Here is a 23389-nt window from a genome sequence, read left to right on the forward strand (position 1 = left end):
TTCCAGTCGAGACCAGCTCAAGACCGCCAACAACGCGCAAAGAATCGGAAACAAGCCAGTCTTTGACCGAGAACCACCTCGACCTGGAGGGCAGTTGACATGATCGCCAAGACCGCCGAACAGCTGCGGACCGAGTGGAGCACCGACCCGCGCTGGCAGGGCATCGAGCGCACGTACACCCCCGACGACGTGCTCCGGCTGCGTGGCACCGTCCAGGAGGAGCACACGCTGGCCCGGCTCGGGGCGGAACGCCTATGGCAGCTGATCAACGACGAGGACAGTGCTCATCCGGGCCCCGCGGCCTGCGGCCGCACAGGCCCACCCCGCTCCTTCGTCAACGCCCTCGGCGCGCTGACGGGTGGCCAGGCCGTGCAGCAGGTGCGCGCGGGTCTGAAGGCGATCTACCTGTCCGGCTGGCAGGTCGCCGCCGACGCCAACCTGGCCGGCCAGACCTACCCGGACCAGAGCCTCTACCCCGCCAACTCCGTGCCGCAGGTCGTCCGCCGGATCAACAACGCGCTGCTGCGCGCCGACCAGATCACCCACGCCGAAGGCCGTACGGACGCGCCGTACTGGCTGGCGCCGATCGTCGCGGACGCCGAGGCCGGCTTCGGCGGCGTGCTGAACGCCTACGAGCTGATGAAGGCCATGATCGCGGCCGGTGCCGCGGGCGTGCACTGGGAGGACCAGCTGGCCTCGGAGAAGAAGTGCGGTCACCTCGGCGGCAAGGTGCTGGTGCCGACCGGTCAGCACATCAAGACGCTGCAGGCCGCGCGCTTGGCCGCCGACGTGGCCGGGGTTCCGTCGCTGGTCATCGCGCGGACCGACGCGCAGGCCGCGACGCTGATCACCAGCGACGTCGACGAGCGCGACCAACGGTTCCTGACCGGCGAACGGACGGCCGAGGGCTTCCACCACGTGCGCAACGGGCTGGAGCCGTGCATCGCGCGCGGACTGGCGTACGCGCCGCACGCCGAGCTGCTGTGGATGGAGACGTCGACTCCGGACCTCGAGGTCGCGCGGCAGTTCGCCGAGGCGATCAAGGCGGAGTACCCCGACCAGCTGCTGTCGTACAACTGCTCGCCGAGCTTCAACTGGCGCAAGCACCTCGACGACAGCACGATCGCTGCGTTCCAGCGCGAGCTCGGAGCCATGGGCTACGCGTTCCAGTTCATCACGCTGGCCGGCTTCCACGCGCTGAACCACTCGATGTTCGACCTGGCCCGCGGGTACGCCGAAGAGGGCATGACGGCGTACGTCGACCTGCAGGAGCGGGAGTTCGCCTCCGAGAGCGACGGCTACACCGCGACCCGGCACCAGCGCGAGGTCGGCACGGCCTACTTCGACCTGGTGAGCACGGCGGTGTCACCCACGTCGTCGACGACCGCGCTCACGGGCTCGACCGAGGAAGCGCAGTTCGAGGCCGCCTGAGTGAAATGGGCGGAGCGTCAGCCCTTCGTGAGCAGCGAGCGGGTGAAGAAACCCAGGTTGGACGGGCGCTCGGCGAGACGGCGCATGAGGTAGCCGTACCACTGGTCGCCGTACGGCACGTAGACCCGCACGGTGTCGCCGAGCCCGGCCAGCCGCCGCTGCTCCTTCGGGCGGATCCCGAACAACATCTGATATTCGTACGAGCCGCGCGACCGGTGATGTCGCATCGCCAGCGCGCTCGCGATCTCGATCAGCCGCGGATCGTGCGTCGCGACCATGGGATAGCCCGGTCCGCTCATCAGCAGCTTCAAGCATCTGACGTAGGAGCGGTCGATCTCGGAGCTCTTGTGGAACGCGACCGACGACGGCTCGTCGTAGGCGCCCTTGCACAGGCGTACGCGCGAGCCTTCGTAGGCCAGGTCGCGGCAGTCGCCCTCGGTGCGCATGAGGTAGGACTGCAGCACCGCTCCGGCCGTGGGGTAGTCGCGGCGCAGGTCACGCAGCACCGACAGCGTGGAGTCGACCGTGGTGTGGTCCTCCATGTCGAGCGTGACTGTGGCGCCGACCTTCTTCGCCGCCTCGGCGATCTCGCGGGCGTGGTCGAGCGCGATCTTCTCGCCGTCCTGCCCGAGCGCCTGCCCGATTGCGGACAACTTCACCGAGAGGTCGGCCCCGCGCGCGAGCCCGCCCCTGGCCAGCCGTTCGAGCAGCACGAGGTAGGCGTCGACCGTGGCCTCGGCCTGGGTGGCGTCGAGGGTGTCCTCGCCCAGATGGTCGATCGATACGTGTAGCCCGTCGGACGTCAGCCGACGGGTCGCTTCGACCGCTTCGTCAGCGGTCTCACCTGCGACGAAGCGCGTCACGATGCCAGACGACACGGGCATCGTCGACACCAGCCTTTTGAGCTGGTCGCTCCGCGCAGCAGTCAGCAGCGCTTGGCGCAGCACCACCGTGTGGCCCTCCCTCGAGCCCGTTCCCTGCCCACCTGGAGAGGTCCGGAAGGCTCGTCGTCCCTGCATTCGACGGCCCGGCCAGGCAGCGGATCCAGCGTACTCATCAGGTTGTCCAGATCTTGACGACAGTGCCGAACCTGCCATGCTTTTTGCCCGTGCCCGATCATGCAAGCGCCGACACACCTGCCCAGCCGAACCCCGCTCTCGACGTCCTGACCGCGGGCGTCGACTCGTTCGCGGCCTTTCTCCAGGACTCCGGAGAGCTGCACGACCCGGTTTTCGACCGGCCGACACAGTACGGCACGGCCTACCACACGCTCGGCAACGCGGCCTTGGCAGCGCTCGGCAAGCCCGAGGCTCGCGAGCTGTACCTCGACCGGGCCACCATCGGCCTGGACGCCTCGCTGGCGCACACCGGCAACCCCGCGCTGCCGGCGGCCGCGTCCGGGTTCGACCGGGCGACCGGCGTCACCACCGCCGGCAATCACCGCGACTTCACCTGGCCGCCGATCCTGAAGGCGTACCGGGTGCTTGCCGCGCTCGGCTCGCCCCGGTCCGACGAGTTCGCCGAGCGGATCGCGGCGGTCCCGATCATGGACTCGTTCCGTTCGCGGCCTCCGTCGAACTGGTCGTCGGTGTGGCTGTCCGGCGAGTGGATCCGGATCAAGGAAGGGCTCTCGCGGTTCACCCTCGCCGACATCGACGGCTGGCTCGAGGTGTTCTTCGAGCAGTTGGTGTACGTCGAGCTGGGCTTCTACGCCGAGCCGGGGCTGCCGAACTCCTACGACCTGTTCACCCGGTATCACTTCGCCGACCTGCTGGCCGAGGGCTACCACGGGCGGTTCGCCGAGCCCATGCGGCGGCTGCTTGAGACCGGCCTGGAGCGGAGCCTCGCCGTGCAACTGTCGGACGGGTCGCTGGCGTCGGCGCACCGCAGCTGCGGCCAGACCTGGACGCTCGGAGGGCAGATCGCGTACTTCACCCACGTGCTGTCGCTGCTCGGCGATCACCGGGCCGGGGAGGGGGCGGATCGAGCGTTCGCCTCGATGCGGCGGTTCCAGCGACCGGACGGGCCGTTCTCGCCGGTGGAGAACGTGCTGCCGCCGACGTACCGGGTCGGGTACGAGCGCTACACCGCCGACGGGCACTACTCCAACCTGGCGCTCGGGTTCCTCGCGGTCGCCGTGATGGGCGGCTTCACCGGCGACGGCGAGGTGCCGGACGAACGGCCGGCGTCGGTCCGGATCGAGGCCGAGCCGACCTGGCGGGCTGTGCTGTCGGCCGGCCGCTACAGCGCTGCGCTGAACGCGGCACCGGCGGAGAAGTACGACGCGTTCGGGCTGACCGATCTGACGTTCGGACAGGGGCGGGTGCTGCAGTTCGCGTCCAGCGCGCGGTTCCTGGGGAGCGACCGCTTCCTGAACGTGGGCCTCGATGTGGGCCCGCTGACGCGTACCGGCCCGATCGAGCCGGTGGGCGAGACCGGCGCCAGGGTGGCGGCGACGGCCGAGGACGGCCGGGCGTACGAGCAGACGGTCGCGGTGTCCCCGGAAGGCATCGAGGTGTGGGAGAGCCTGCCGGGCGCGCAGGCGCTGCTCGTGCCGTACCTCCGCGACCCCGGCACCGGAACGACGACGACCGCCGAGCGCGACGGCTCGACGGTCGTGCTGCGGAACGGGTCTGAGCAGGTCCGCATCTCGGTCGACGCGGAGATCGCGACGATGATCGTGCTGGAGAACGGCTTCGAGAACCGCCGCGGCCTGTGCGGCCTGCTCCGCCTGGAACTGGCCACCCCAGCCGACACGGTGTCGTACCGCATCTCCTGACCACTGACGTGTTGGAGGTATCTCGGCCCAGAGGCCGAGATACCTCCAACAGGTCGAGTCGGACGGGTCAGTCGCGCAGGTCGAGCCAGCGCACCTCGTCCGGGGTCAGGTCGACCTTCAGCGCGTCGAAGGAGCTCACCGTCTCCGATAGCTGCCGGGGCCCGATCAGCGGGAACGTCGGGAAGTCCTGGTGGAGGACGTACGACAGCGCCACCGCCGTCGGCGCCACCCCGCGCGCCTTCGCCAGCTCGCGCGCCCGCTCCAGCCGTACGAAGTTCTCGTCGCTGTACCAGCAGCGCACGAGCTCCTCGTCCGACTTGTCGTCAGGCGCCGCCCGCCCGGTGAAGAACCCGCGGGCCTGGCTCGACCACGGCATCAGCACGAAGTTGTTCTTCTCCAGCCACTGCCGCGACTCGTCGTCGTTGGCGGCCAGGCAGCCCTTCCACGGGACGTCGAGCGTCCGGGCCAGACTGAACTGGTTGCTGACCGCCACCATGCCCTGCTTGCCGGCCGAAGCGGCGTAGGCGTTGGCCTCCGCCACCCGCGACAGCGCCCAGTTGGACCCGCCGTACGCCTTGATCCGCCCGGCCTTGACGTGTTCGTCGAGCACGTCGACGAACTCCGAGACCGGGATCGCGGGGTTGTCGCGGTGCATGAAGTAGACGTCAACGTAGTCGGTCTGCAGCCGCTCGAGCGTCTCCTCCAGCTGCGGAGTGATGAACTCCGGCTTGTCCCACGGCGTGTGCATGCCCTTGCCGATCACCACGACGTCGTCGCGCAAGCCGCGGTTGCGGATCCACTGCCCGAGGATCTTCTCCATGATCCCCCGGCCGTACAGCCAGCCGGTGTCGAACGTGCAGCCGCCGCGCTCGAAGAAGTCGTCGAACATCACCGAGCCGTGCGCCAGCGTCGTCTGGTTGTCGCAGCCCATCACGAGCCGCGACGCCTGCTTGCCGACACCGGGGATCTCGCCGTACTTCATCCGGTTGCCGGGCTTCGGCTTCGGCGCGCGGCCGGAGACCGGCGGGTAGTTCGCGGTCAGCCGCTCCTGCGGGTACGACAGGCCGATCGCCGCCCGCCACTGGTCGAGCACCTTCATCGTCGCCGTCGTGTCGGCCCAGTTCATCGCCGGCGCCTGACGGTCGGCGATGTGAGCGGCCACCTCGTCGGCCTCGTAGGCGTAGATCGCGGGCGCGTCGAACTCGATCCGCTCGACGGGCTGCCCGACCACGTGCAGCTCGATCACCGAGTCGCCGCTCTTGCCCGGCAGCCACGGGTTCGGCACGACCACGAAGCCCTTGCTGCCCACCACGCGGATGTGGTTGACGTCGGACAGCCCGACGCCGGTCGTGAGGTGAGCCGTGATGCCGCCGTCGAACGTCAGCGTCGCCGACGTCCAGCCGTCGACGCCGTCCGGGCTCTCGGCGCCGGAGGTGTCGAGCAACGTGCCGACCGCCGTCACCGACGTCGGGTCGGCGAACGGCAGTCCCTGCGCGGCACCGGCGACCAGCCGGGACGACGTGACGGCGTACCCGCCGACGTCGAGGATGCCGCCACCGGCGAGCGCCGGCTCCCAGGCGCGGCTGCCCGCGGTCGGCTTGGCGCCGAACGCGAAGTAGGAGTGGATCTGGTGTACCTGACCGATCGCTCCGTCGCGAATCAGTTCGACCAGCTTCTTGGTCTGCGGCAGCGTGCGGTACATGTACGCCTCCATCAGGAAGACGTCATGCTCCTTGGCCGCCTCGATCACCGCCATCGTCTCGGCGAGGTTCACGGTGAGCGGCTTCTCGCACAGGATGTGCTTGCCCGCCTCCGCCGCCTTGATCGCCCACTCGGCGTGCATCGGGTGTGGGGTCGCGATGTAGACCGCGTCCACATCCGGGTCGGCCAGCAGTTCCTCGTACGAGCCGTACGCCCGCTCGCCGCCGTGTTCCTGGGCGAACGCCTGCGCCTTGGCCAGGTCGCGGCTGCCCACCGCGAGGAGCCGTCCGGTCTTGGACGCGGGCAGGTCACGGGCGAACGCACCTGCGATCCGCCCCGGGCCGAGGATCCCCCAAGCCACCGTCTTCTGATCAGTCATACGTCCAGCCTCCCAGGGACTGCTAAAAGGGCCCACGCTCACCGTCCGGAAGCAGACTGGCCGAGTGCGGACAAAGGCTGCCCAGAAAAGTGCCGGAGGCTGGTTTCTGACACCAGGACTCCTACCGTGTTGCCAAATGGTTACGAACTCGCAGGTTCGCAGATGTGATCAGGTCTTGCCAGATCAGGGCCACTAGTGCCATGTTCAGGGCCCCGAACATGTCCTGAACAGCAAGATCCTTCACTCCGAATCATGCGAATCCGGGGCCTTCGCCGGACCTTTTCCGGTCGGGCCCCGACTTAAAGGAGGGTCGATGGCCTGGCCTACTTCATCTCATTCGTCGGGCTTCTCCCGTCGCCGCGCTTTGAAGCTGCTCGGTGGAGCCGGCCTTAGTGCCGCCGGCCTTTCCGTTGGCGGATGCGGTGTCACGTTCACCAAGGGCACACCGCCCATCAGCAACGTCGGACTGGACAAGAAGCCCGCACCGGGACGTAAACACAACATCGAGCTCTACAGCCTCTGGGGCGGTCCCACCGGTGAGGGGATGGTCAAGCTCGCCCAGCGATTCGAGCAAGCCCAACCAGACATCGGCGTACGCGTCGTGTTCGCGCCGGCCGGCGTCGGCGGTGGCAGCGTCCAGCAGAAGCTGTTCGTCGCCATCGCGGGCCGCAACCCACCCGATGTCGCCCAGCTGGTGCCGTCGCAGACGCCTCAGTGGGCGGCGCTCGGCATCATGCAGGACCTCACCGACCGCTTCAAGGCGGCGGGCCTCAGCCAGGACGACTTCTTCGCGCCGACCTGGCCGAGCATGGAGGTCGACGGGAAGATCTGGCAGATGCAGTGGGACGCCGACCCCAACTTCCCGTTCTTCTGGAACAAGACTCTCTTCGAGAAGTCCGGACTCGACCCGGAGAAACCACCAGAGACCGTCGAGGAGCTCGACGAGTACTCCGCGAAGATCCTCAAGAAGAGCGGCGCGAACGTCACGACGATCGGCACCGTCCCGTGGGACTGGTACGGCGCCTCCAACTCCATGTTCACGTGGGGCTGGGCGTTCGGCGGCACGTTCTACGACGAGGAGAAGCAAGTAGTCACTCCGGACCACGAGCAGAACATCAAGGCGCTGGAGTGGATCGTCAACTACGCCAAGAAGGTCGGCGGCAAGGAACGGGTGTCGGTCACGCCGCCCGGACTCCAGCTGCATCCCTTCAGCACGGGCAACATCGGCATGTCGCCGCTCGTGGCGCCCAACTACCGCGACATCCTCGACAACGTCAAGGACATGGAGATCGGCACCGGACAGCTGCCGTACGCCCCGCCCGCCAAGGGTGTCGGCGCCGGTGCGTGGCTCGGTGGCTGGGGCATGTTCATCCCGCGCGGTGCACGTGATCCAGACGCCGCCTGGGAGTTCATCAAGTGGGCCTCCGCGACCGACGAGGGCACCAAGGCGCAGTGGGAGACCGTCGGATTCCCCTGTGCGTACAAGAAGTCTCCGGTCATGGGAATCATGGAGAAGGACGAGGTCTGGAAGCCGTACTACGACGTGCTCGTCAACTCGACCAACATCCGCCCCCCGATGACGGTGTCCGACTACTTCTTCCAGAACGTCGACTTCCAGGTGACCAAGGCTCTCGCCGGTGAACTGACACCGGCGCAGGCCCTGCGCACCGTGAAGGAACAGACGAACGCCGAGATCGAGCGGTTCAAGCGAGAGGTGGGGCTGTGATGAGCGCACCTACGGCCACCTCGGCCGCGCCGAGCACCCGGACCAAGCGCAGGGGCAGCACTCCGCAGCAGCGGCGGAACCTGTTGTGGGGTTTGCTGTTCACCTCGCCAGGCATCATCGGGCTGCTGTGGTTCCAGCTCTACCCGATCATCACGTCGCTCTACCTGAGCTTCACCTCCGCGACGATGATGAAGCCGCCGACGTTCATCGGTGGGGAGAACTACCGATCGCTGGCCTCCGACCCCAACTGGTGGCAGTCGCTCGGCAACACCGCCTGGTACATCGTGCTGAGCATCCCGATCGGCATCATCGTCGCGTTGATCCTGGCGCTGCTGCTCAACCTCAAGGTGCGCGGCCAGTCGGTCTACCGCGTCATCTTCTACCTGCCGGCGATCGTCCCGCTGGTCGCGTCGGCCGTGGTCTGGCTGTACGTCTTCAACGTGCAGTACGGCGTGCTCAACAACGCCCTGAGCGCGATCGGCATCACCGGGCCCGGCTGGCTCGACGACGCGGGCAAGCCGCTCGGGTTCGGCGTGGCCTGGGCGATGATCGCGATCATCATCTTCAGCACCTGGGGCGCCGGCAACCTGATGGTGATCCTGCTGGCCGGCCTGCAGGACGTACCCCAGGACCTGCACGACCAGGCGCAGGTCGACGGTGCTGGTGTCTGGTCGAGGTTCCGGCACGTGACGTTGCCGTTCCTCAGCCCGCACCTGCTGTTCGCACTGGTGACCGGGCTGATCGCCGGTTTCCAGTTCTTCGTGCCGGTGTTCATCCTCACCAACGGCCAGGGCAGTCCGGCCGGGTCGACGCTGGTGTCCAGCCTCTACCTGTTCCAGAACGCCTTCCAGTTCTTCAAGGTCGGCTACGCGAGTGCGATCGCGTGGGTGCTGTTCATCATCGTCGCGCTGGCGACCGCACTGGTCTTCCGGCTGGTGGGCCGCCGGGTCTACTACGGCGGAGCCTAGGAAAGGGAGGGGCTAACCCATGGCTGTCATCGAACGTACTGCTCCTACCCGGACCAACCGGTCCTCCGGAGCCTCCGCACCCGGCGCGGGGACGAGAAAGCTGCTGGAGAAGATCGGCACACACGCGATCCTGATCGCGCTCAGCATCGTGTTCCTGACACCGTTCGCGTGGATGCTGTCAGGCTCGATCAAGACCGCCGCCGACCTGAACGCGTTCCCGGTGGTGTGGTTCCCGAAGACCATCACGTTCGAGAACTACATCGCGGGCGTGCAGATCTTCCCGTTCGGGCGGTATCTCTTCAACACACTGGTGATCTGCGTGTTCTCGATCGCCGGCGCCGTGCTGTCGAGCTCGTTCATCGCCTACGGCCTGGCCAGGATCGAGTGGCGGTGGCGTACGCCGCTGTTCGTGCTGATGCTGTCCACGCTGATGATCCCGTTCTACGTCACGATGGTGCCGTTGTTCCAGATGTTCCGGGCGATCGGCTGGACCAACACGTACCTCCCGCTGATCGTGCCGCACTTCTTCGGGGTGCCGTTCTTCGTGTTCCTGCTGCGACAGTTCTTCCTGTCGATACCGAAGGAACTGTCGGAGTCGGCACGCATCGACGGTGCCAACGAGCTGCGGATCTACTGGCAGATCATCCTGCCGCTGTGCAGGCCGGCGCTCGCCGCGGTGGCGCTGTTCCAGTTCCTCGCATCGTGGAACGACCTGCTGGGACCGCTGATCTACCTCTCGGACGCCGACACGTATACGCTCTCGCTCGGGCTGACGTTCTTCCGTGGTGAGTACGCCACGCAGTTCGGTCCGCTGATGGCAGCCAGCACCATCGTCGTGCTGCCCGTGATTGTCGTATTCTTCTTCGCACAGCGAACGTTCATCCAAGGAATCACGCTGACCGGCGTCAAGGGCTGAACCCGGCCCGCGGCGCCTGCCGGACCGCCGCCACCAGTTCCCTGCGCGGGGCTGTGGCGGTCTGGCCGGCTTCCGGGTAGCTGCGCTATCAGCTGCCGGCGGCCGGCCGAGAGCGGACCACCTGGCCTGTAGGGGCGACCAGCCAGGTGGTCTGCTCGAGTTTCGACGGGCGGACTCTCCTCGTAAGAATGCGCGAGCCAGGTCCGGCTCGTCGTTCACGCCCGGGGGGACGACCCCCGGACTTCCCGCGGCACCAGACCGTCGCCGCCGGGTGATGATCTTCCTACCCGATCTTGGGCACCGCTCACCTATCGCTGCGCGAAGGTTGATCATATTTCCTATCGGATAGCGCTTGCCTCTTCCTGGGTTCCGTACGACACTGCGTGCGTTCGACAAGGAACCTTCCTAACAGTCCTACGCGAAGAGGTGGTGCGTCATGCGAAGTCCGCTCGTCCGGGTACTGGTCCTCCTGCTCGCCCTTGCCATACCGATCGGCACTACGCAGGCCTCGGCCAGCCCGGCTGCCGACCCGGCGGCCGCAGCCGGATCGCCGTCAGCGGCGGGGCCGTCCGCTCCGTTCCGGCATCCCGGCGTTCTCGTCACCACCGCGCAGCTCGACCTGGTGCGCTCCAAGCTCGCCGCGGGCGCCGAGCCGTGGAAGACGGCGTACGAGGCGATGCGCACCAGCACCTACGCCTCGCTCGACCGCTCACCGACTCCGTACGTGATCGTCGAGTGCGGGTCGTACTCCAACCCGAACATCGGGTGCACCGAGGAACGCGAGGACGCGCTGGCGGCCTACACCCAGGCGCTGCTGTGGTACCTCACCCGGGACCGCAGGCACGCGCAGAAGGCGATCGAGATCATGGACGCCTGGTCGGCGAGCATCACCGACCACACCAACAGCAACGCCCCGCTCCAGACCGGCTGGTCGGGCGCGTCCTGGGCACGCGCCGCAGAGCTGATCCGCTACACCTACGACGGCTGGCCCAGCGGCAGCGTCAACCGCTTCGAGGCCATGCTGCGCGACGTCTACCTGCCGGAGCTGATCAACGGGGCGGCCGTCAACAAGAACGGCAACTGGGAGCTGATCATGATGGACGCGGCGATCGGCATCGCCGTGTTCCTCGACGACCGGGCGACCTTCGACAAGGCGCTCGCCACGACCCGCTGCCGGGTGCCCGCGTACATCTACCTCCAGAGCGACGGCGCGTACCCGAAGTCGCCCTGCGGCAGCAGCAAGGACACTCCCGAGGAGCTGGTGGCGTACTGGCAGGGCCAGAGCACCTTCGTCGACGGCCTGGCCCAGGAGACCTGCCGCGACTTCGGGCACACCGGATGGGGCTTCGAGGGCGCCGCGCACGTCGCCGAGACGGCGTGGATCCAGGGCGTCGACCTCTACAGCGAGATCCAGACCCGGATGACCAAGGCGCTGGAGTTCCACGCCAAGTACGACCTGGGCGGTGAGGTGCCGGACTGGCTGTGCGGCGGCACGGTCAAGCCCGGGCTCGGCCCGACGCTGGAGGTCGCGCACAACCACTACCGCAACCGGGTGGGCATCCGGCTGCCGAAGACACTTGAGCTGATCCAGGCGCGCCGGCCGATGGGAGCCAACTACTTCCTGGCCTGGGAGACGCTCACCCACGCGATGAACCCGTGAGCCCGATCGGTGGGTACGTAGCCACCGACCTGTGGGCACGTACCCACCGCCTGACCTGCGGTTGAGCTGTTTGTTCAGATCCAGACCGGCCGGATTGAACACGGATTGAACAAGCCGGCGCCGCACTGCGCCGGTGGAGTTCGCGCACGTCCATCCACGACAAACGTGGTCAGCTGCGGAATATCCGGCCCAACCACACCAAGTCACCGAACCGCGACCCAAAGAAATTATCGATCAGTGCTGCAATTTCTTACGCGCACCGAAAGAAGTCTCAATTATGGAAAGCGGTTTTCAATACCAAAGGTGTGCGCTGCAACAATGCAGCGCACACCGTCGGTACTTAATTGAGCTAAATCAGCCCGTTCCGAGCCGCCCACGCGACGACCTGAATCGGAGCTCGCGCACCCAGTCGGTCGCACAACGCACGCGACCGACGACGCACTGTCCTGTCGGAAAGCGCTAGCCTACGTGCAATGGCCTCAACAGGAAGACCGTCTGCAAGCAGTGCGAGCAGCTGAATCTCGTCATCGGTTACTCGCCGGCGAAGGTCGCTCGTCGCCGGTAGATGGTTCTGCGGTACGTACCCGCTTGCGGCAAAACCTCCCAAGCTGCCCGCGCTTGCGGCTGCCGCGTGATGATGCATCGAGTCGTTGACTACGCCTGCTGGTCGGAGTGCCCTGACTACGCCATGGCTGAGATCTGACATGCCATCCGCCTTCGCGTTTGACCCCGTCACCTTCGCGTTCACCCCGTTGAACACGTTGAAAACAAGCGGCCTGAGTCGTTTCAACGTGCACCAAGGTAGATGGCCGTTAGCTCCCCCGTCAATGGCTTGTCTCGCCAAATTTAGATCTGGACCAGTAATGCCGGTTCCGTCCATTAGATCCGATTACTGATACGTATCTCGCCTTTTACTGTCCGCATCCGGACAGTCCGTTCACAGCACGGACATCGATCCGACCATGCGGCGTCACGAACGCCCTACCGACGGCAGCCGTAAAAAGAACGCCCGGGCACTGCCGCCAAGATCGCTTGAAACGATCCAACGGCAATACCCGGGCGAAACTTGAACAGGTCCACTTTCGGTCGATGTGCCGCCGGAAGGGAACCGTGGGCGGATTCGTCAGGCCTGATCCGGCGTCGCGCCCTGCGGCACGGCCTCCGGCCGTTCCACTGTGCTCTCCACCGTGACCGTGGCGCCGCCGGCACCTGCCGAGTCGAGCAGCGACTCCATCACGTCGAGGACGTGGTAAGCGAGGTCACCGCTGGCCCGGTGCGCGCTACCCGAACGGATCGCCCGCGCCATGTCGGCCAGGCCGTACCCGCGCGCGGAGCCGGCGTAGCCGCCCGCCTCACCGACGACGGTCCACTCGCGCTTGGCCGGCTCGTAGATCTCGACGTCGCCGCCGAACGTGTTCGGGTCGGGCACCGACAGCGAACCAGTCGCGCCGTAGATCTCGATCCGCGGCAGCCGCGCGCCCCACACGTCGAAGCTGGTGACCAGCGTCGTCAGCACACCCGACTCGTGCTCGAGCACGCCCGACACGTGGGTCTCGACCTCGACCGAGAACGTCGTGCCTTCCTTCGGCCCGCTGCCGACCGTGCGCTCCTGGCGCGCCCGCGACGAGCGTCCGGTCACCGACTTCACCGGCCCGAGCAGGTTGATCAGCGAGCTGAGGTAGTAGGGGCCCATGTCGAGCAACGGCCCGCCACCCGGCTTGTAGTAGAACTCCGGGTCCGGGTGCCACGGCTCCGGGCCCGGGCTCACGAAGAACGCCGAAGCGGCGATCGGCTGCCCGATGTCGCCCCGGTCCAGCACCACGCGAGCGGTCTGGGTGCCGGTGCCGAGCACGGTGTCGGGCGCGCAGCCGATCCGCAGGCCGGCGGACGCCGCCGCCTCCATGACCGGCCGCGCCTCCTGCCGGGTCACAGCAAGCGGTTTCTCGCCATAGACGTGCTTGCCCGCCTGCAACGCCGCCAGCGCCACCGAGGCGTGGGCGGCCGGGATCGTGAGGTTGAGCACGGCCTCCACGTCGCCGTCGGCGTACAGCTCGTCGGGCGTCGCGGGGCGCACGCCCTCGTACTTCTCGGCAGCGGCCTTGGCTCGCGTGATGTCCAGGTCAGCGGCAACCGTCACGTCGACGCCCGGCAGCTTGGCCAGCGTGTCGAGGTAGGCCTTGCTGATCGTGCCGACGCCGACAACGCCGACCTTCAGCGGCTCGCCCATAGCAGTCCTCTCTCAATGATCGTGCGGACCTCGGGGGTGTCGAGGTCGTCCAGTTTGTGGCCGACGGTACAGACGAAGACACGGCCCTGGCCCCACGTACGGGTCCAGATCGCGGGCATCGTGACGCCCTCGATCCAGGGGTAGTTCTCGTGCGCCGGGAACGTCGTCGTCGCGAGCACATCGTTGCTCGGGTCGGCGTGGATGTAGTACTGCTCAGTGTGTACGGAGAACCGCTCGATCCCCTGCATGATCGGGTGATCGCCGCGCTCCGGCACGGTGTCGACGGTGTAGTCGACGAAGCCGTGCGGGTGCGAGATGAACTGGCCTCCGACGATGAAGTTGTACTCCAGGTCGGCGCGGAACGCGTCGGCGATGCCGCCGTGCCAGCCCGCGAAACCGGTTCCCGAGCGGATCGCCTGGTCGAGCGCCTCGCGTTGCTCCTTGGTGATCTCCCCCATCGTCCAGATCTGGAGGATGAGGTCGTAGGACGCCATCGCGTCGGCGTCGAGGTAGGCGTCCAGGGTGTCGGAGACGGTGACGGTGTAACCGCTCTCCTTGAGATACGGAATGAACCGGTCGGTCGCCTCGAACGGCACGTGGCCGTCCCAGCCGCCCCTGACCACGAGGGCTTGCTTCGTTGCGGCGCCTTCAGCGCTGTCGGCTGTAGCCACGGCTACGCGCCTCCTTTGACCGTGCTTGAGCGGATGGCCTGGCCGCGTTGCCAGTCCGTGCCCCATTAGATGCCCTAACCCTGCCATGGCACAGGTCCGTTTCCGGAAGCGGCATTCGCCCTTTCGCCTGGCCGTTGAGGCAGATTCGTACACGATTCGTTACCAACTGCCACCACGCTCGACTTGTTGGGTAACCGAAGGAGGTTGCAATGCTCAAGAAGCTCAGCGTGCTGGCCGCGCTCCCCCTGCTCGGCCTGCTCATCGCTCCCATCTCCGCCGCACAGGCTGCCCCGGCCGCGCCGTCGAAGGCCACCTACTCCAGCTGCGCCGCTGTCAAAGCCGGCGGTCACAAGGTCGACGGCGAGTTCAAGCTCGCACCGCTGGGGCTGAGCGGTCCGAAGCTGCCGGTCTACTGCGCGAATCTGGCAGGCCTGGACCCGCCGGCCGCGTACCTCACCCTGCCGGTGACCGGCCCGAACCAGAACTTCTCGCAGTACACCGCGGGTGGGGCCAGCCCGGGGACCAACGTCCGGACCAACTACACGCGGCTCCGGATCGATCCCGTGCCGGTCAGCCTGTTGCCGCTGACGTTCCGGATCAACATCGCGGACCAGACGTACGCGACCTCGACCGGGACCCTGTGCCACAGTCATCCGCTCGCGGGCTGCCCGGCCGGGCAGCTGACGACGTCGATGCCGTACGGCGTGGGGATGGACTGCCTCGGCGGCAACTCCACCGCTGGGATCGGCAACATCAACCTCAGCGGAACGCTCTTCAACGTGGCCGACACGTTCGTCGGGCATAGCTTCCCGCCACCCGGCGCGGGCACCGCCACGTTCGTCAGCCCGAAGATCGTCAACCTGGCCGGAGGTGGCTTCTGCGGCTGGATCGCGCCGGCGGACGTGTTCGACCCGCGCAACAACAACCTGCAGGACCCCGCGTACGACCCGAACGTCGGCTGGGACCTGCGCGTGACGCTCTTGTTCTGACCGTAAGGTACGGAAATCATGGAACTACTGCTGCTGTCGAACTCGCGCAACCACGGTCAGGGCTTCCTCGAGCATGTGCTGGACGAAGTAGCCGGTTTCATCGGTGCGGGGAACCGGTTGCTGTTCGTGCCGTACGCGATCAAGGACCACGACGCCTACACCGCGGTCGTCGCCTCCGCGCTGGCTCCGCGTGGCGTCGAGGTGATCGGCGTGCACACGGCCGAGGACCCGCGCGAGCTCGCCTCGCAGGCGGAGGTGGTCTTCGTCGGCGGCGGCAACTCGTTCCGCCTGCTGAAAGCACTACAGCGCACCGGTCTGGTGGGCACGATCCGGGATCGGGTCCGGGCCGGTGCGCTGCGCTACATGGGGTCGAGCGCCGGCACGAACATGGCCTGTCCGACGTTGCGCACCACGAACGACATGCCGATCGTCGAGCCGGACTCGTTCGGGGCGCTCGGGCTGGTGCCCTTCCAGATCAACCCGCACTACGTCGACCCGGACCCGGGCAGCACCCACATGGGCGAGACCCGCGAGCAGCGGTTGACGGAGTTCCTGGAGGAGAACGACGTCCCGGTGCTGGGCCTGCGGGAGTCGAGCTGGCTGCGGGTCAGCGGCACGCAAGCCCGGCTTGGCGGCGCGAAGAGCGCCCGGCTGTTCGGCCGAGACGCCGGGCCGCGAGAGCTGCCCGCCGGCGCCGACGTCTCGTTCCTGCTCGACTCCCGGCCCGCCTTCGATCGCTGAGTTGTTGGAGGAGTGTCGGTCTCCAGGCCGAGAAAGCTCCAACAACTCCAGCGGCGCTAGCGGCCGAGGGTCTGCAGCGCTTCCATCGAGCCGTACAGGGACACCAGCCGGTCGAACTCCGCCTGGTCGTGGAACGCGCACCCGCCGCGGCCGAAGTCCTTGGCGACCTCGATACAAAACCGTACCGCCGACTCCACGCTCGTCAGGTGCGTGGCGCCTGTCGCCGAGCCGGCGACCGGGGTCTCGGTCGTGAGCGCCACGCCAACAACCGGCGCCTGCGTGGCCGTCGCCGGTTGGAGGATGGAGTTCAGGTGGTGCACGTCGTTCCCGTACGGCGTGATGTCCTGCATCGCCAGCGGGAACACCACCGGCAACCGCCCGGTCACCCGCTGCTGGATCGCCAGCAGGTCCTCGCTGGTCCGCAGGATCCAGCCCTGCTTGACCGTCGGCGAGATCGCGAACCCCAGGTGGTTGCACACTCGATTGCCCTTGGTCGTGTCGACCGACAGGATCGCGTCGGCTGTGGTGTCGATCTCGTAGGTGTTCATGTCGTCGATGTCGACCGGCGAGTCCATGAACGGAACCGGATCGTGCGGCCGCGTCGGCGCGTCCGGGCAGATGTGCGTGCCCACGACGACATCGCCCGCCAGCACGTCGCCGCGGCGGCGCATGGTCGCCAGCTTGGCCGCGACGGCTACCGCCGTCAGCGCGCCGTCGCCGTCCGACACGAAGCCGATCTGCTCCGGTCGAGCACCGAGGCCGCCCAGCCGCCCGACCACGCTCAGCGTCGGCGCCGAGCCTCCCCCAACCCGGCCCTCGGATCCAGGGATCACCGTACGGATGAAGTCCGTACTCCCCTTGTCGCCTCGGATCGTCTCGACAACGACGTCCTCGGCTCCGGCCGTACGCAGGTAGTCGGCGACCGCCTTACCGTCGACCGACGGGTCGTCCAGCAGGTCGTAACCGTCGATGACATGGCGCCAGCTCATTCGGTGTTTCCTTCCTGTGTTACATAAGAAGCGACCAGCCCGGCCGCGAGCACCGCGTCGACGACGGGTACGTCCAGCTCCGCACGCACCCTCGTGCCAAGGCCGATCGTGGTAAATCCCGTGCAGGCGAACAGCACGACCTCCGCGCCGGCGTCGACGAGCGAACGGACGGCCGCCATCGCGCGTTCCAGGGCGTCCTCGGCCAGCAGATCCGTCGTCCGCCGGACACCTTCCGGCCGTACGGCGGCCACCAGTCGATCGCCCAGCACATCGCGAATCGCCTTCGGTGCTTCGTCGTTCAGGCCGACCACACCGACCTTGCCGCCCAGCCCGAGCGCCACCGCGGCTCCCGAGGTGGCGGCACCGACGACCGGAATCCCTACCACAGCACGGGATTCGGCCAGCCCGGGATCGGCAGCGCAGCTGATCAGCACGCAGCCCGCACCCTCCGCGGCCAACTCCTTCGCGACCGCCACGATCTTGGGAACGGCCGCCGCGTACGTCTCGTCGTCGTGTACGCCGTGTGGCTGGTCCGGGATACCGCGCGAGACGGTCGGCACGCCGTACCGCTGCTCGATCCACCGCCCGTGCATCCGAACGAACTCCGGATCGTCGCTGGTGATGACGCGTACTACGCCGACGAACGGCCGCGTCACGCGACCACCTCGCAGGCCAGCCGGGCCACGACCGAACGCGCAAGCAGCACAGGGATTCCGGCCGCCTCCTGCGCGGCCTGGCGCATCGCGCCGGTATAGCCCATGCAGTCCAGCACGATCCACCGCGCGCCACGTTCGGCCAGCTCCGCGGCCGCCGCCGGCACCGAGTCCAGCGCCACACCGTCGTACGGAGTCGCCGCCGCGACCTCGGTCGTCGCGGCCACGCTCCCCCACTTGGCGACGCTCATCGCCTCCTGCTCCGGCAGCGGGCACACGACGCCGAGCACATCGCCCGGGTCACACAACCCGGTGACGCCCGACACCAGCAGCCGTTCGGCGAACAGCAGTGGCCGATCGTGCCGCAGCGGCGGGAACTCACCCGTGCACACGACGACCGTCGCATCCACGCCCGCGAGCTCCAGCCAGTCGACCGCCGCCTGCACGCGCGGCACCACGAGGTCATGGTCGAGTACGACCGAGGAGCCGTCGGTCAGCCTGGTCGTGAGAACGTGCCCAACCTCGTCGCCTGGCGCCAGCTTCGCGATCTCGTCGCGCGTCAGCTCGTCCAGCGCACCACGTTCGACCAGCTCGACAGGCGGCAGCCAGCGCGCCAGCTCGGGCGTCAGGTCGACGCGCGGAGACTGGCCGATCGTCAGCACGCCGAGCCGGCGCCTCATGCGCTCTCCTTCGACATCCTGAGCAGCCGGTCCAGCACCGCCGGACCTTCGCGCAGTCCGTCGTGCCCGTACTCGTTCGTGATCCACGGCGTTACGTTCATCACTCGGTTGGCTGCGTCCAGCGAGAGCTCGCGCACGACGTACTGGTCGTTGTAGTAGATCGCCGCCCACACCGGCACCTGGTTACGCGCCAGCCGGTCGACGTCGTACAGCAAGGGCCAGTCGGCCTTCTGGGCAAGGCGATTCGCGACCTCGCGCAGCGGCACCAGCGCCGGGTCCTCATCGAACAGGAACGGATAGATCATCTCGCCGGTGAACTGGAACGGCGTCGCCTCGACGTCGAAGTCCGGTCGTTCGTGGTAGAGCCGCTCCGCCGACCAGTTGGACGCCGTGCCCTGCGTATAGCACGGCTCGTGCAACACGGCGTAGAGCGGGTTGGTGGCGAAGCTCGTGCTCGCTCCAACGCCGGCGAGGAACGTGTCGGAGAGCAGGTCTTCGACGAACGCCTCCTCCAATACGTAGTGCAGGCTGTCGAACCCTGACCTCTTGCCGAGCTGGTTGCCGACTGCCTGGAATCGTCGCGGTGTCAGCCGTTCGCCGGTGGGCAGCCGGACGTCGTTGTCCGCCAGGTGACGCACGATCCGGGCGCAGGTCTCGCGGTCGTCCGGGTGCCGAGTGAAGTAGGCGGAGTTCCTTTCGGCTGTCCGCTCGTACGTCAAGCGGTAGACGTCGTCAGCGGTGGCGGTGAGTGGCGGCAGCCCGCCGGTGACGAACGCCTCGTGGACGCCTTCGGGCGCGAACGACAGGTACGTCAGCGTGACGAATCCGCCGTAGCTCTGGCCGAGCGTCGTCCACGGCTGGTCACCGTTCAGTTCCTTCCGTAGGAGCTCGGCGTCGCGCACGATCGAGTCCGCCCGGAAGTGCGTCAGGTACTCCGCCTGCGCTTCCGGTCCGCCGCGGCGCGGGAGCGTCTGCCGGTTGGCAGGCGTCGAGAGGCCCGTGCCACGCTGGTCCAGCAGCACGACGCGGTAGTCGCGAAGTGCACGGGCGAGCCAGCCGCCGCTCGACGGCCGGACCGCCTTGCCGCCCGGACCGCCTTGTAGATAAAGGAGTCTCGGCAGATCGGCGTCGGCCCTGGCCGCATCGACGACCTCACGGGCGTACACCTCGATCTGCTCGCCGCCGGGATCGGCGTGGTCGAGCGGCACGTCCAGGAAGTACTCTGTGCAGGCGAGGCTGCGCTGCCGATACTGACGGGTTCGCATGCGCCTTCTCCTCAGTAGCCCGCGACGCCGAGCCGCCGGCAGATCTCAACCAGGTCAGGGTGGACGTACCTGCCGTCCAGCTCGATCGCTTCACCGTCGAGGTAGATCGACGGGTTCAGCAGGCTGCCGTCGGTGTGCGCCGCGGCCACCCAGGGGTCGCCGCCGATCCAGGCACCCTTCGTACCAAGGCCGAGCTCGACGCAGCCGAACACGCGCTCGTCCTCGACGATCCGGCCGGTCGGCCTGGTCACGCCCGGGTTGAAGCCCAGCGACCAGTGCGCGATGCGGAACATGTTCACGTCGTCGTGGCTCTCCATCCACTGCTCGAACGTGAACGCGTCCGGACCACCCTCGATCTGGCTGACCACGCCGCCGGACACCTGCATCCGGATCGGCGAGCGCAACAGGCCGAGCTCGTTCGGCGGCCACACAGCACCGTCGAACACGAGGACACCTTCCTGCGTTTCCTCCAAGGGATTCCAGGAGATCTGGCCCGCCAGCATGACGGTCTCGCCCGGTCGTTCGGCGGGCTTGCCACGCAGGTTGATCGGCCTGCCTCCGTTACGGGCGCGCAGGTCGGTGCCGGCCGGCGTGGTGATGCGTACCTCGTCCGCCTGTTCCAGCAGGCCGACGAGCGCGCGACCGAGCTCCATCGTGCCTTCGAAGTCGACCCGGCCAACCGTGTCGACGAGCATCGGCACGTCCATGCCGGTGAGGTTGGCGTAACGCGCGCCGCTCTGCATCGCCTCGCGGAACGCCTCGGAGTGCATGATGTACGCCAGCGCGTACTCGATCCACACGTCGGCGCGGGCGATCGCACCGGCGACCGGGCCGGGCGGCTCCATCGCCGACGTGGGGCGCGTTTCGTACCACACGACCGTGGGTGTGGCTCCCGCCGCGGCGACCGCCTGCGCGGTCAGGTCCACGACGCGGCTGTCGGTCGAGGTGTCGGCGGTGATCACCACGTCCTCGCCCGGCTTGACGAGCATGATCTGCTCGACCAGCTTGCGCGCGCCGAGGGCCGCTTCGTAGGAAAGGAATTCGGGGCGAGACTCGATCCGGCTCGCTACCTCCATGTACTGCTCACTCCTTGCTGAAGATGCGGCCCACATCCGAGAGGGACGAGCCCGCGATGATGCCCGAGCCGATCAGGTTGAGGTCGTTCTCGGCCTTCTCCTTGCCCTTGACGCGGGTCCAGATCACCCGCGCGAGCAGGGCGGCGAACACGAACCAGCAGGCGTACGGCGTAAGGATCAACAGGCCGGTGGCCAACAGCACGCCCAGCTGGCGTTCCGGGCCGCCGAACCACTGGATGATCGCGCCGGGGATCGCCCAGAGCAGGATGTTGACCAGCGTCGAGGTGTCGGTGAGGCCGGCCGACACGGTGTCGGCGTAGACCTTGGACACCGGCGGGATCTGGCTGTCGTTGAAGTACGACTGCCAGGTCAGCGCGACGACGACCAGCGCGACGCCGAAGCCGACGAGCTGCGCGATGTACTGCTGCTTGCGGCCCGCGCGCTCGACCAGCTTGTACGGTGTGGCGCCCTGGCGGAGCATCCAGCCGGCCTTCAGGTCGTAGCCCATGTCGGCGAAGGCGGGTCCGGTGGCCGCGACGTAGGCGACGAACAGCGCCAGCGGCACGGTCGGGATCCCGATGACGAGGCCGAGCACGAGGAAGATGAGCGTGACCGCGAACGCCGGGAACCAGCCGGAGTGCATGGCCGCGAGGCCGACGATCAGCTCGTGTACCAGCGCGGCGAAGCCTGCCAGCAGAACCCAGCCGACGAGTGCGATCGGCGACAGGTCGCCGATGATGCCGCCGAGCAGACCGACGACGAGCGCGCCGAAGACGAACAGCACGTAGCCCTCGCCGAGCGCGCGGCGCAGGCCCTTCTCGTCGACCGTTCCCTGCATCGCTTCATCGTTGTGCACGCCGACCGCGGTGGCGGGAACCGGTTTCTCCTTGCGCAGCAGGATGAGCACGGCCTGCACGAGCGCGACCAGGCCGGCGCCGACCATGAAGCCGTGCGGGATGTACTTCGCCGACAGGTCGACGCCGAACCAGGCGTCGCTGTACTGCCGTACACCGAGACCGATGCCGAACATGAACAGCGCCCAGATGTTGCCGATCAGCGCGACACCGGCCGCCGAGAACGGGAGCGCGGCGCCGGCGACCTTGATGAACGAGCCGACGAAGCCGACCAGCCCGCCGATGCCGAGGACGACGGCCTTCCGGCCACCCTCGTCACCCGCGACGATCGTCTCACCGGCGGCGGTGCCCGGAGGCCAGGGAGCCCTTGCGGGGAAGAGTTTCGAGTCGAAGACGCGGTAGAGCACCCACGAGTCGACGAGCAGGCCGATCGCGGCGCCGATGAGCATCGGCCACACCAAGTCCTTGCGACCAAGGACGAACGGCACGGCGATCGGAACCAGCAGCGAGTTGGCGGCGGCGAACGTAGCGCCGGAAATCGCACTCTGGACGAGATTCTGGCGGTGGATCGAGCGCATCCGGCGCAGGTGCATGAGCGGGATACGGCCGACCAGCATGGCGACCAGCGCGCCGATCACCGCGGTGTTGGCGGTGATGCCGAGGGTGGTGACCAGGTGCAGGCCGATGAACGCGCCGACGACCGAGAGGACGACAGTGAGGCCGAGGACGAGGGGTTCGACCGCCTTCGGGTGCGAGTCGGGCCCTTGCAGGTCGGCGCCTTTGGCTGGGGTCGTGGTGGACATGTGTTACTCCTTCAGCGGCCGCTGAGAACGCTCCCGAGGCGGTCGGCTGCGTCTCGTACGAGATCGACTGCCTGGTCCAGCTTGCTGGCCATGCGGTCCGCTGGTCCGATGACGACGATGGATCCCACGATCGCGCCGAGCGCGAAGCACGGCGCGGCCACCGAGGTGACATTCGCGTCGTACTCACCGTGGGAGATGGCGACTCCCTTGTCGCGGACGTTGGCGTAGAGCCCTGTGAGCGCGTCCAGGTCGGGCGGGGTGTGCTCGGTGAACCGTTCGAGGGGCTCTTGGCTGAGTAGTCGGCGTACGTCGTCTTCGGGGTAGAAGGCGAAGATCGCATGGCCGGCGGCACCACCGTGGGCGGGGATCGTCTCGCCGACAGTGGTGGAGTAGCGCACAGGCCCGCCGGCGTCGACCGCTGCCGCGCAGCGATAACTGGATCCGTGCGGGACATTGAGGATCGCGCTTTCCCCCGACTGCCTGGCGAGCTCGGCGAGGAGTGGCCGGGCGGCGGCCTCGAGGGCGCCGCCGCGCTCGGCCACCTTGGCCAGGATGCCTACGGCAGGGCCGAGGCGGTAGCGCCGGGACTCGGGGTCGGACAGCACAAACCCGCGACCGGCGAGGGTGGCGAGCAGGCGCTGGGTCACCGACTTGTCCAGGCCGAGGACCTTGGACAGCTCGGTCACGCCCCATTCCTGGCGGTCGCGAAAGGCGAGCAGCACCTGCAGCGCGCGATCGGCGGTCTGCAGTACGGCACCTGGCATCGGCTGAGCTCTCCTCTGCATCTGCTGTTGTGCATATCGCAACGACGTTGCTGCATATGCACCTCCTAGCAGAGTGCCTCGGGTTGCGGGCAGACGTCAAGCCCGGAAACCAGTTGC

Annotated in this window: 20 protein-coding genes; 8 read left to right on the forward strand and 12 right to left on the reverse strand. The window is 67.7% G+C overall.

Annotation, left to right across the window (positions count from 1 at the left end; genetic code table 11):
• Positions 1-99: 99 nt before the first annotated feature.
• Positions 100-1431, forward strand: a complete 1332-nt coding sequence (aceA, locus tag ACYVF6_RS20385; protein WP_460523612.1) for an isocitrate lyase family protein — start codon at positions 100-102, stop codon at positions 1429-1431.
• Between the two features lie 17 nt (positions 1432-1448).
• Here aceA and ACYVF6_RS20390 read toward each other — a convergent pair whose 3' ends face one another.
• Positions 1449-2315 (reverse strand): proline dehydrogenase family protein, encoded by an 867-nt coding sequence (locus ACYVF6_RS20390; RefSeq protein WP_460523614.1) that lies wholly within the window; start codon positions 2313-2315, stop codon positions 1449-1451.
• 224 nt (positions 2316-2539) lie between these two features.
• Between ACYVF6_RS20390 and ACYVF6_RS20395 the strand changes: the two genes are divergently transcribed.
• Positions 2540-4210 (forward strand): hypothetical protein, encoded by a 1671-nt coding sequence (locus tag ACYVF6_RS20395; RefSeq protein ID WP_460523616.1) that lies wholly within the window; start codon positions 2540-2542, stop codon positions 4208-4210.
• A 67-nt stretch (positions 4211-4277) separates the two neighbouring features.
• Here the strand turns inward: ACYVF6_RS20395 and ACYVF6_RS20400 are convergent, their stop codons facing one another.
• Positions 4278-6290 (reverse strand): aldo/keto reductase, encoded by a 2013-nt coding sequence (locus ACYVF6_RS20400; RefSeq protein ID WP_460523618.1) that lies wholly within the window; start codon positions 6288-6290, stop codon positions 4278-4280.
• A 313-nt stretch (positions 6291-6603) separates the two neighbouring features.
• Here ACYVF6_RS20400 and ACYVF6_RS20405 point away from each other — a divergent pair, with 313 nt between their 5' ends.
• The 4 genes from ACYVF6_RS20405 to ACYVF6_RS20420 all read left to right on the forward strand — a co-directional run bounded on the left by ACYVF6_RS20405 (position 6604) and on the right by ACYVF6_RS20420 (position 11560).
• Complete coding sequence (locus tag ACYVF6_RS20405; RefSeq protein WP_460523620.1) at positions 6604-8016, forward strand: type 2 periplasmic-binding domain-containing protein; 1413 nt, start codon at positions 6604-6606, stop codon at positions 8014-8016.
• Positions 8016-8984, forward strand: coding sequence for a carbohydrate ABC transporter permease (locus ACYVF6_RS20410; RefSeq protein ID WP_460523622.1), 969 nt, complete (start codon positions 8016-8018; stop codon positions 8982-8984). The genes ACYVF6_RS20405 and ACYVF6_RS20410 overlap by 1 nt, the downstream gene beginning before the upstream one ends.
• 19 nt (positions 8985-9003) lie before the next feature.
• Positions 9004-9900 (forward strand): carbohydrate ABC transporter permease, encoded by an 897-nt coding sequence (locus ACYVF6_RS20415; RefSeq protein ID WP_460523624.1) that lies wholly within the window; start codon positions 9004-9006, stop codon positions 9898-9900.
• 436 nt (positions 9901-10336) lie between these two features.
• Complete coding sequence (locus tag ACYVF6_RS20420; RefSeq protein ID WP_460523626.1) at positions 10337-11560, forward strand: alginate lyase family protein; 1224 nt, start codon at positions 10337-10339, stop codon at positions 11558-11560.
• A 349-nt stretch (positions 11561-11909) separates the two neighbouring features.
• Here ACYVF6_RS20420 and ACYVF6_RS20425 read toward each other — a convergent pair whose 3' ends face one another.
• From ACYVF6_RS20425 to ACYVF6_RS20435, 3 genes are all read right to left on the reverse strand, one after another.
• The gene (locus tag ACYVF6_RS20425; protein WP_460523628.1) at positions 11910-12440 is read right to left on the reverse strand and encodes a response regulator transcription factor; all 531 of its coding nucleotides are present in this window, start codon (positions 12438-12440) and stop codon (positions 11910-11912) included.
• A 243-nt stretch (positions 12441-12683) separates the two neighbouring features.
• A complete protein-coding gene (locus ACYVF6_RS20430) occupies positions 12684-13787 on the reverse strand; it encodes a Gfo/Idh/MocA family protein (RefSeq protein WP_460523630.1) in 1104 nt (367 codons plus the stop codon).
• A complete protein-coding gene (locus ACYVF6_RS20435; protein ID WP_460523632.1) occupies positions 13772-14458 on the reverse strand; it encodes a ThuA domain-containing protein in 687 nt (228 codons plus the stop codon). The genes ACYVF6_RS20430 and ACYVF6_RS20435 overlap by 16 nt, the downstream gene beginning before the upstream one ends.
• Before the next feature lie 209 nt (positions 14459-14667).
• On the opposite strand from ACYVF6_RS20435, the gene ACYVF6_RS20440 reads away from it, so the two are divergent.
• Both ACYVF6_RS20440 and pepE read left to right on the forward strand, forming a co-directional pair.
• Positions 14668-15447, forward strand: coding sequence for a hypothetical protein (locus ACYVF6_RS20440; protein WP_460523634.1), 780 nt, complete (start codon positions 14668-14670; stop codon positions 15445-15447).
• Between the two features lie 18 nt (positions 15448-15465).
• Positions 15466-16188, forward strand: a complete 723-nt coding sequence (gene pepE, locus ACYVF6_RS20445; protein ID WP_460523636.1) for a peptidase E — start codon at positions 15466-15468, stop codon at positions 16186-16188.
• 56 nt (positions 16189-16244) lie between these two features.
• Here pepE and ACYVF6_RS20450 read toward each other — a convergent pair whose 3' ends face one another.
• The 7 genes from ACYVF6_RS20450 to ACYVF6_RS20480 are packed head-to-tail and all read right to left on the reverse strand — an operon-like array spanning position 16245 to position 23272.
• Positions 16245-17177, reverse strand: coding sequence for a DUF1177 domain-containing protein (locus tag ACYVF6_RS20450; protein WP_460523638.1), 933 nt, complete (start codon positions 17175-17177; stop codon positions 16245-16247).
• Positions 17174-17833: an aspartate/glutamate racemase family protein gene (locus ACYVF6_RS20455; RefSeq protein ID WP_460523640.1), complete on the reverse strand. Its 660-nt coding sequence runs from the start codon at positions 17831-17833 to the stop codon at positions 17174-17176. Before ACYVF6_RS20455 ends, ACYVF6_RS20450 begins: the two co-directional genes overlap by 4 nt.
• Positions 17830-18510 carry an AroM family protein gene (locus ACYVF6_RS20460; protein ID WP_460523642.1) on the reverse strand — a complete coding sequence of 227 codons (681 nt, stop codon included), beginning with the start codon at positions 18508-18510 and terminating at the stop codon, positions 17830-17832. The genes ACYVF6_RS20455 and ACYVF6_RS20460 overlap by 4 nt, the downstream gene beginning before the upstream one ends.
• Complete coding sequence (locus tag ACYVF6_RS20465) at positions 18507-19775, reverse strand: alpha/beta hydrolase family protein (protein WP_460523644.1); 1269 nt, start codon at positions 19773-19775, stop codon at positions 18507-18509. Before ACYVF6_RS20465 ends, ACYVF6_RS20460 begins: the two co-directional genes overlap by 4 nt.
• An 11-nt stretch (positions 19776-19786) precedes the next feature.
• Positions 19787-20851: a M29 family metallopeptidase gene (locus tag ACYVF6_RS20470; RefSeq protein WP_460523646.1), complete on the reverse strand. Its 1065-nt coding sequence runs from the start codon at positions 20849-20851 to the stop codon at positions 19787-19789.
• 7 nt (positions 20852-20858) lie between these two features.
• Positions 20859-22508: an OPT family oligopeptide transporter gene (locus ACYVF6_RS20475; RefSeq protein ID WP_460523648.1), complete on the reverse strand. Its 1650-nt coding sequence runs from the start codon at positions 22506-22508 to the stop codon at positions 20859-20861.
• An 11-nt stretch (positions 22509-22519) separates the two neighbouring features.
• Positions 22520-23272, reverse strand: a complete 753-nt coding sequence (locus tag ACYVF6_RS20480; protein ID WP_460523650.1) for an IclR family transcriptional regulator — start codon at positions 23270-23272, stop codon at positions 22520-22522.
• Positions 23273-23389: the final 117 nt, after the last annotated feature.

It is taken from the genome of Flindersiella endophytica, from assembly GCF_054779015.1.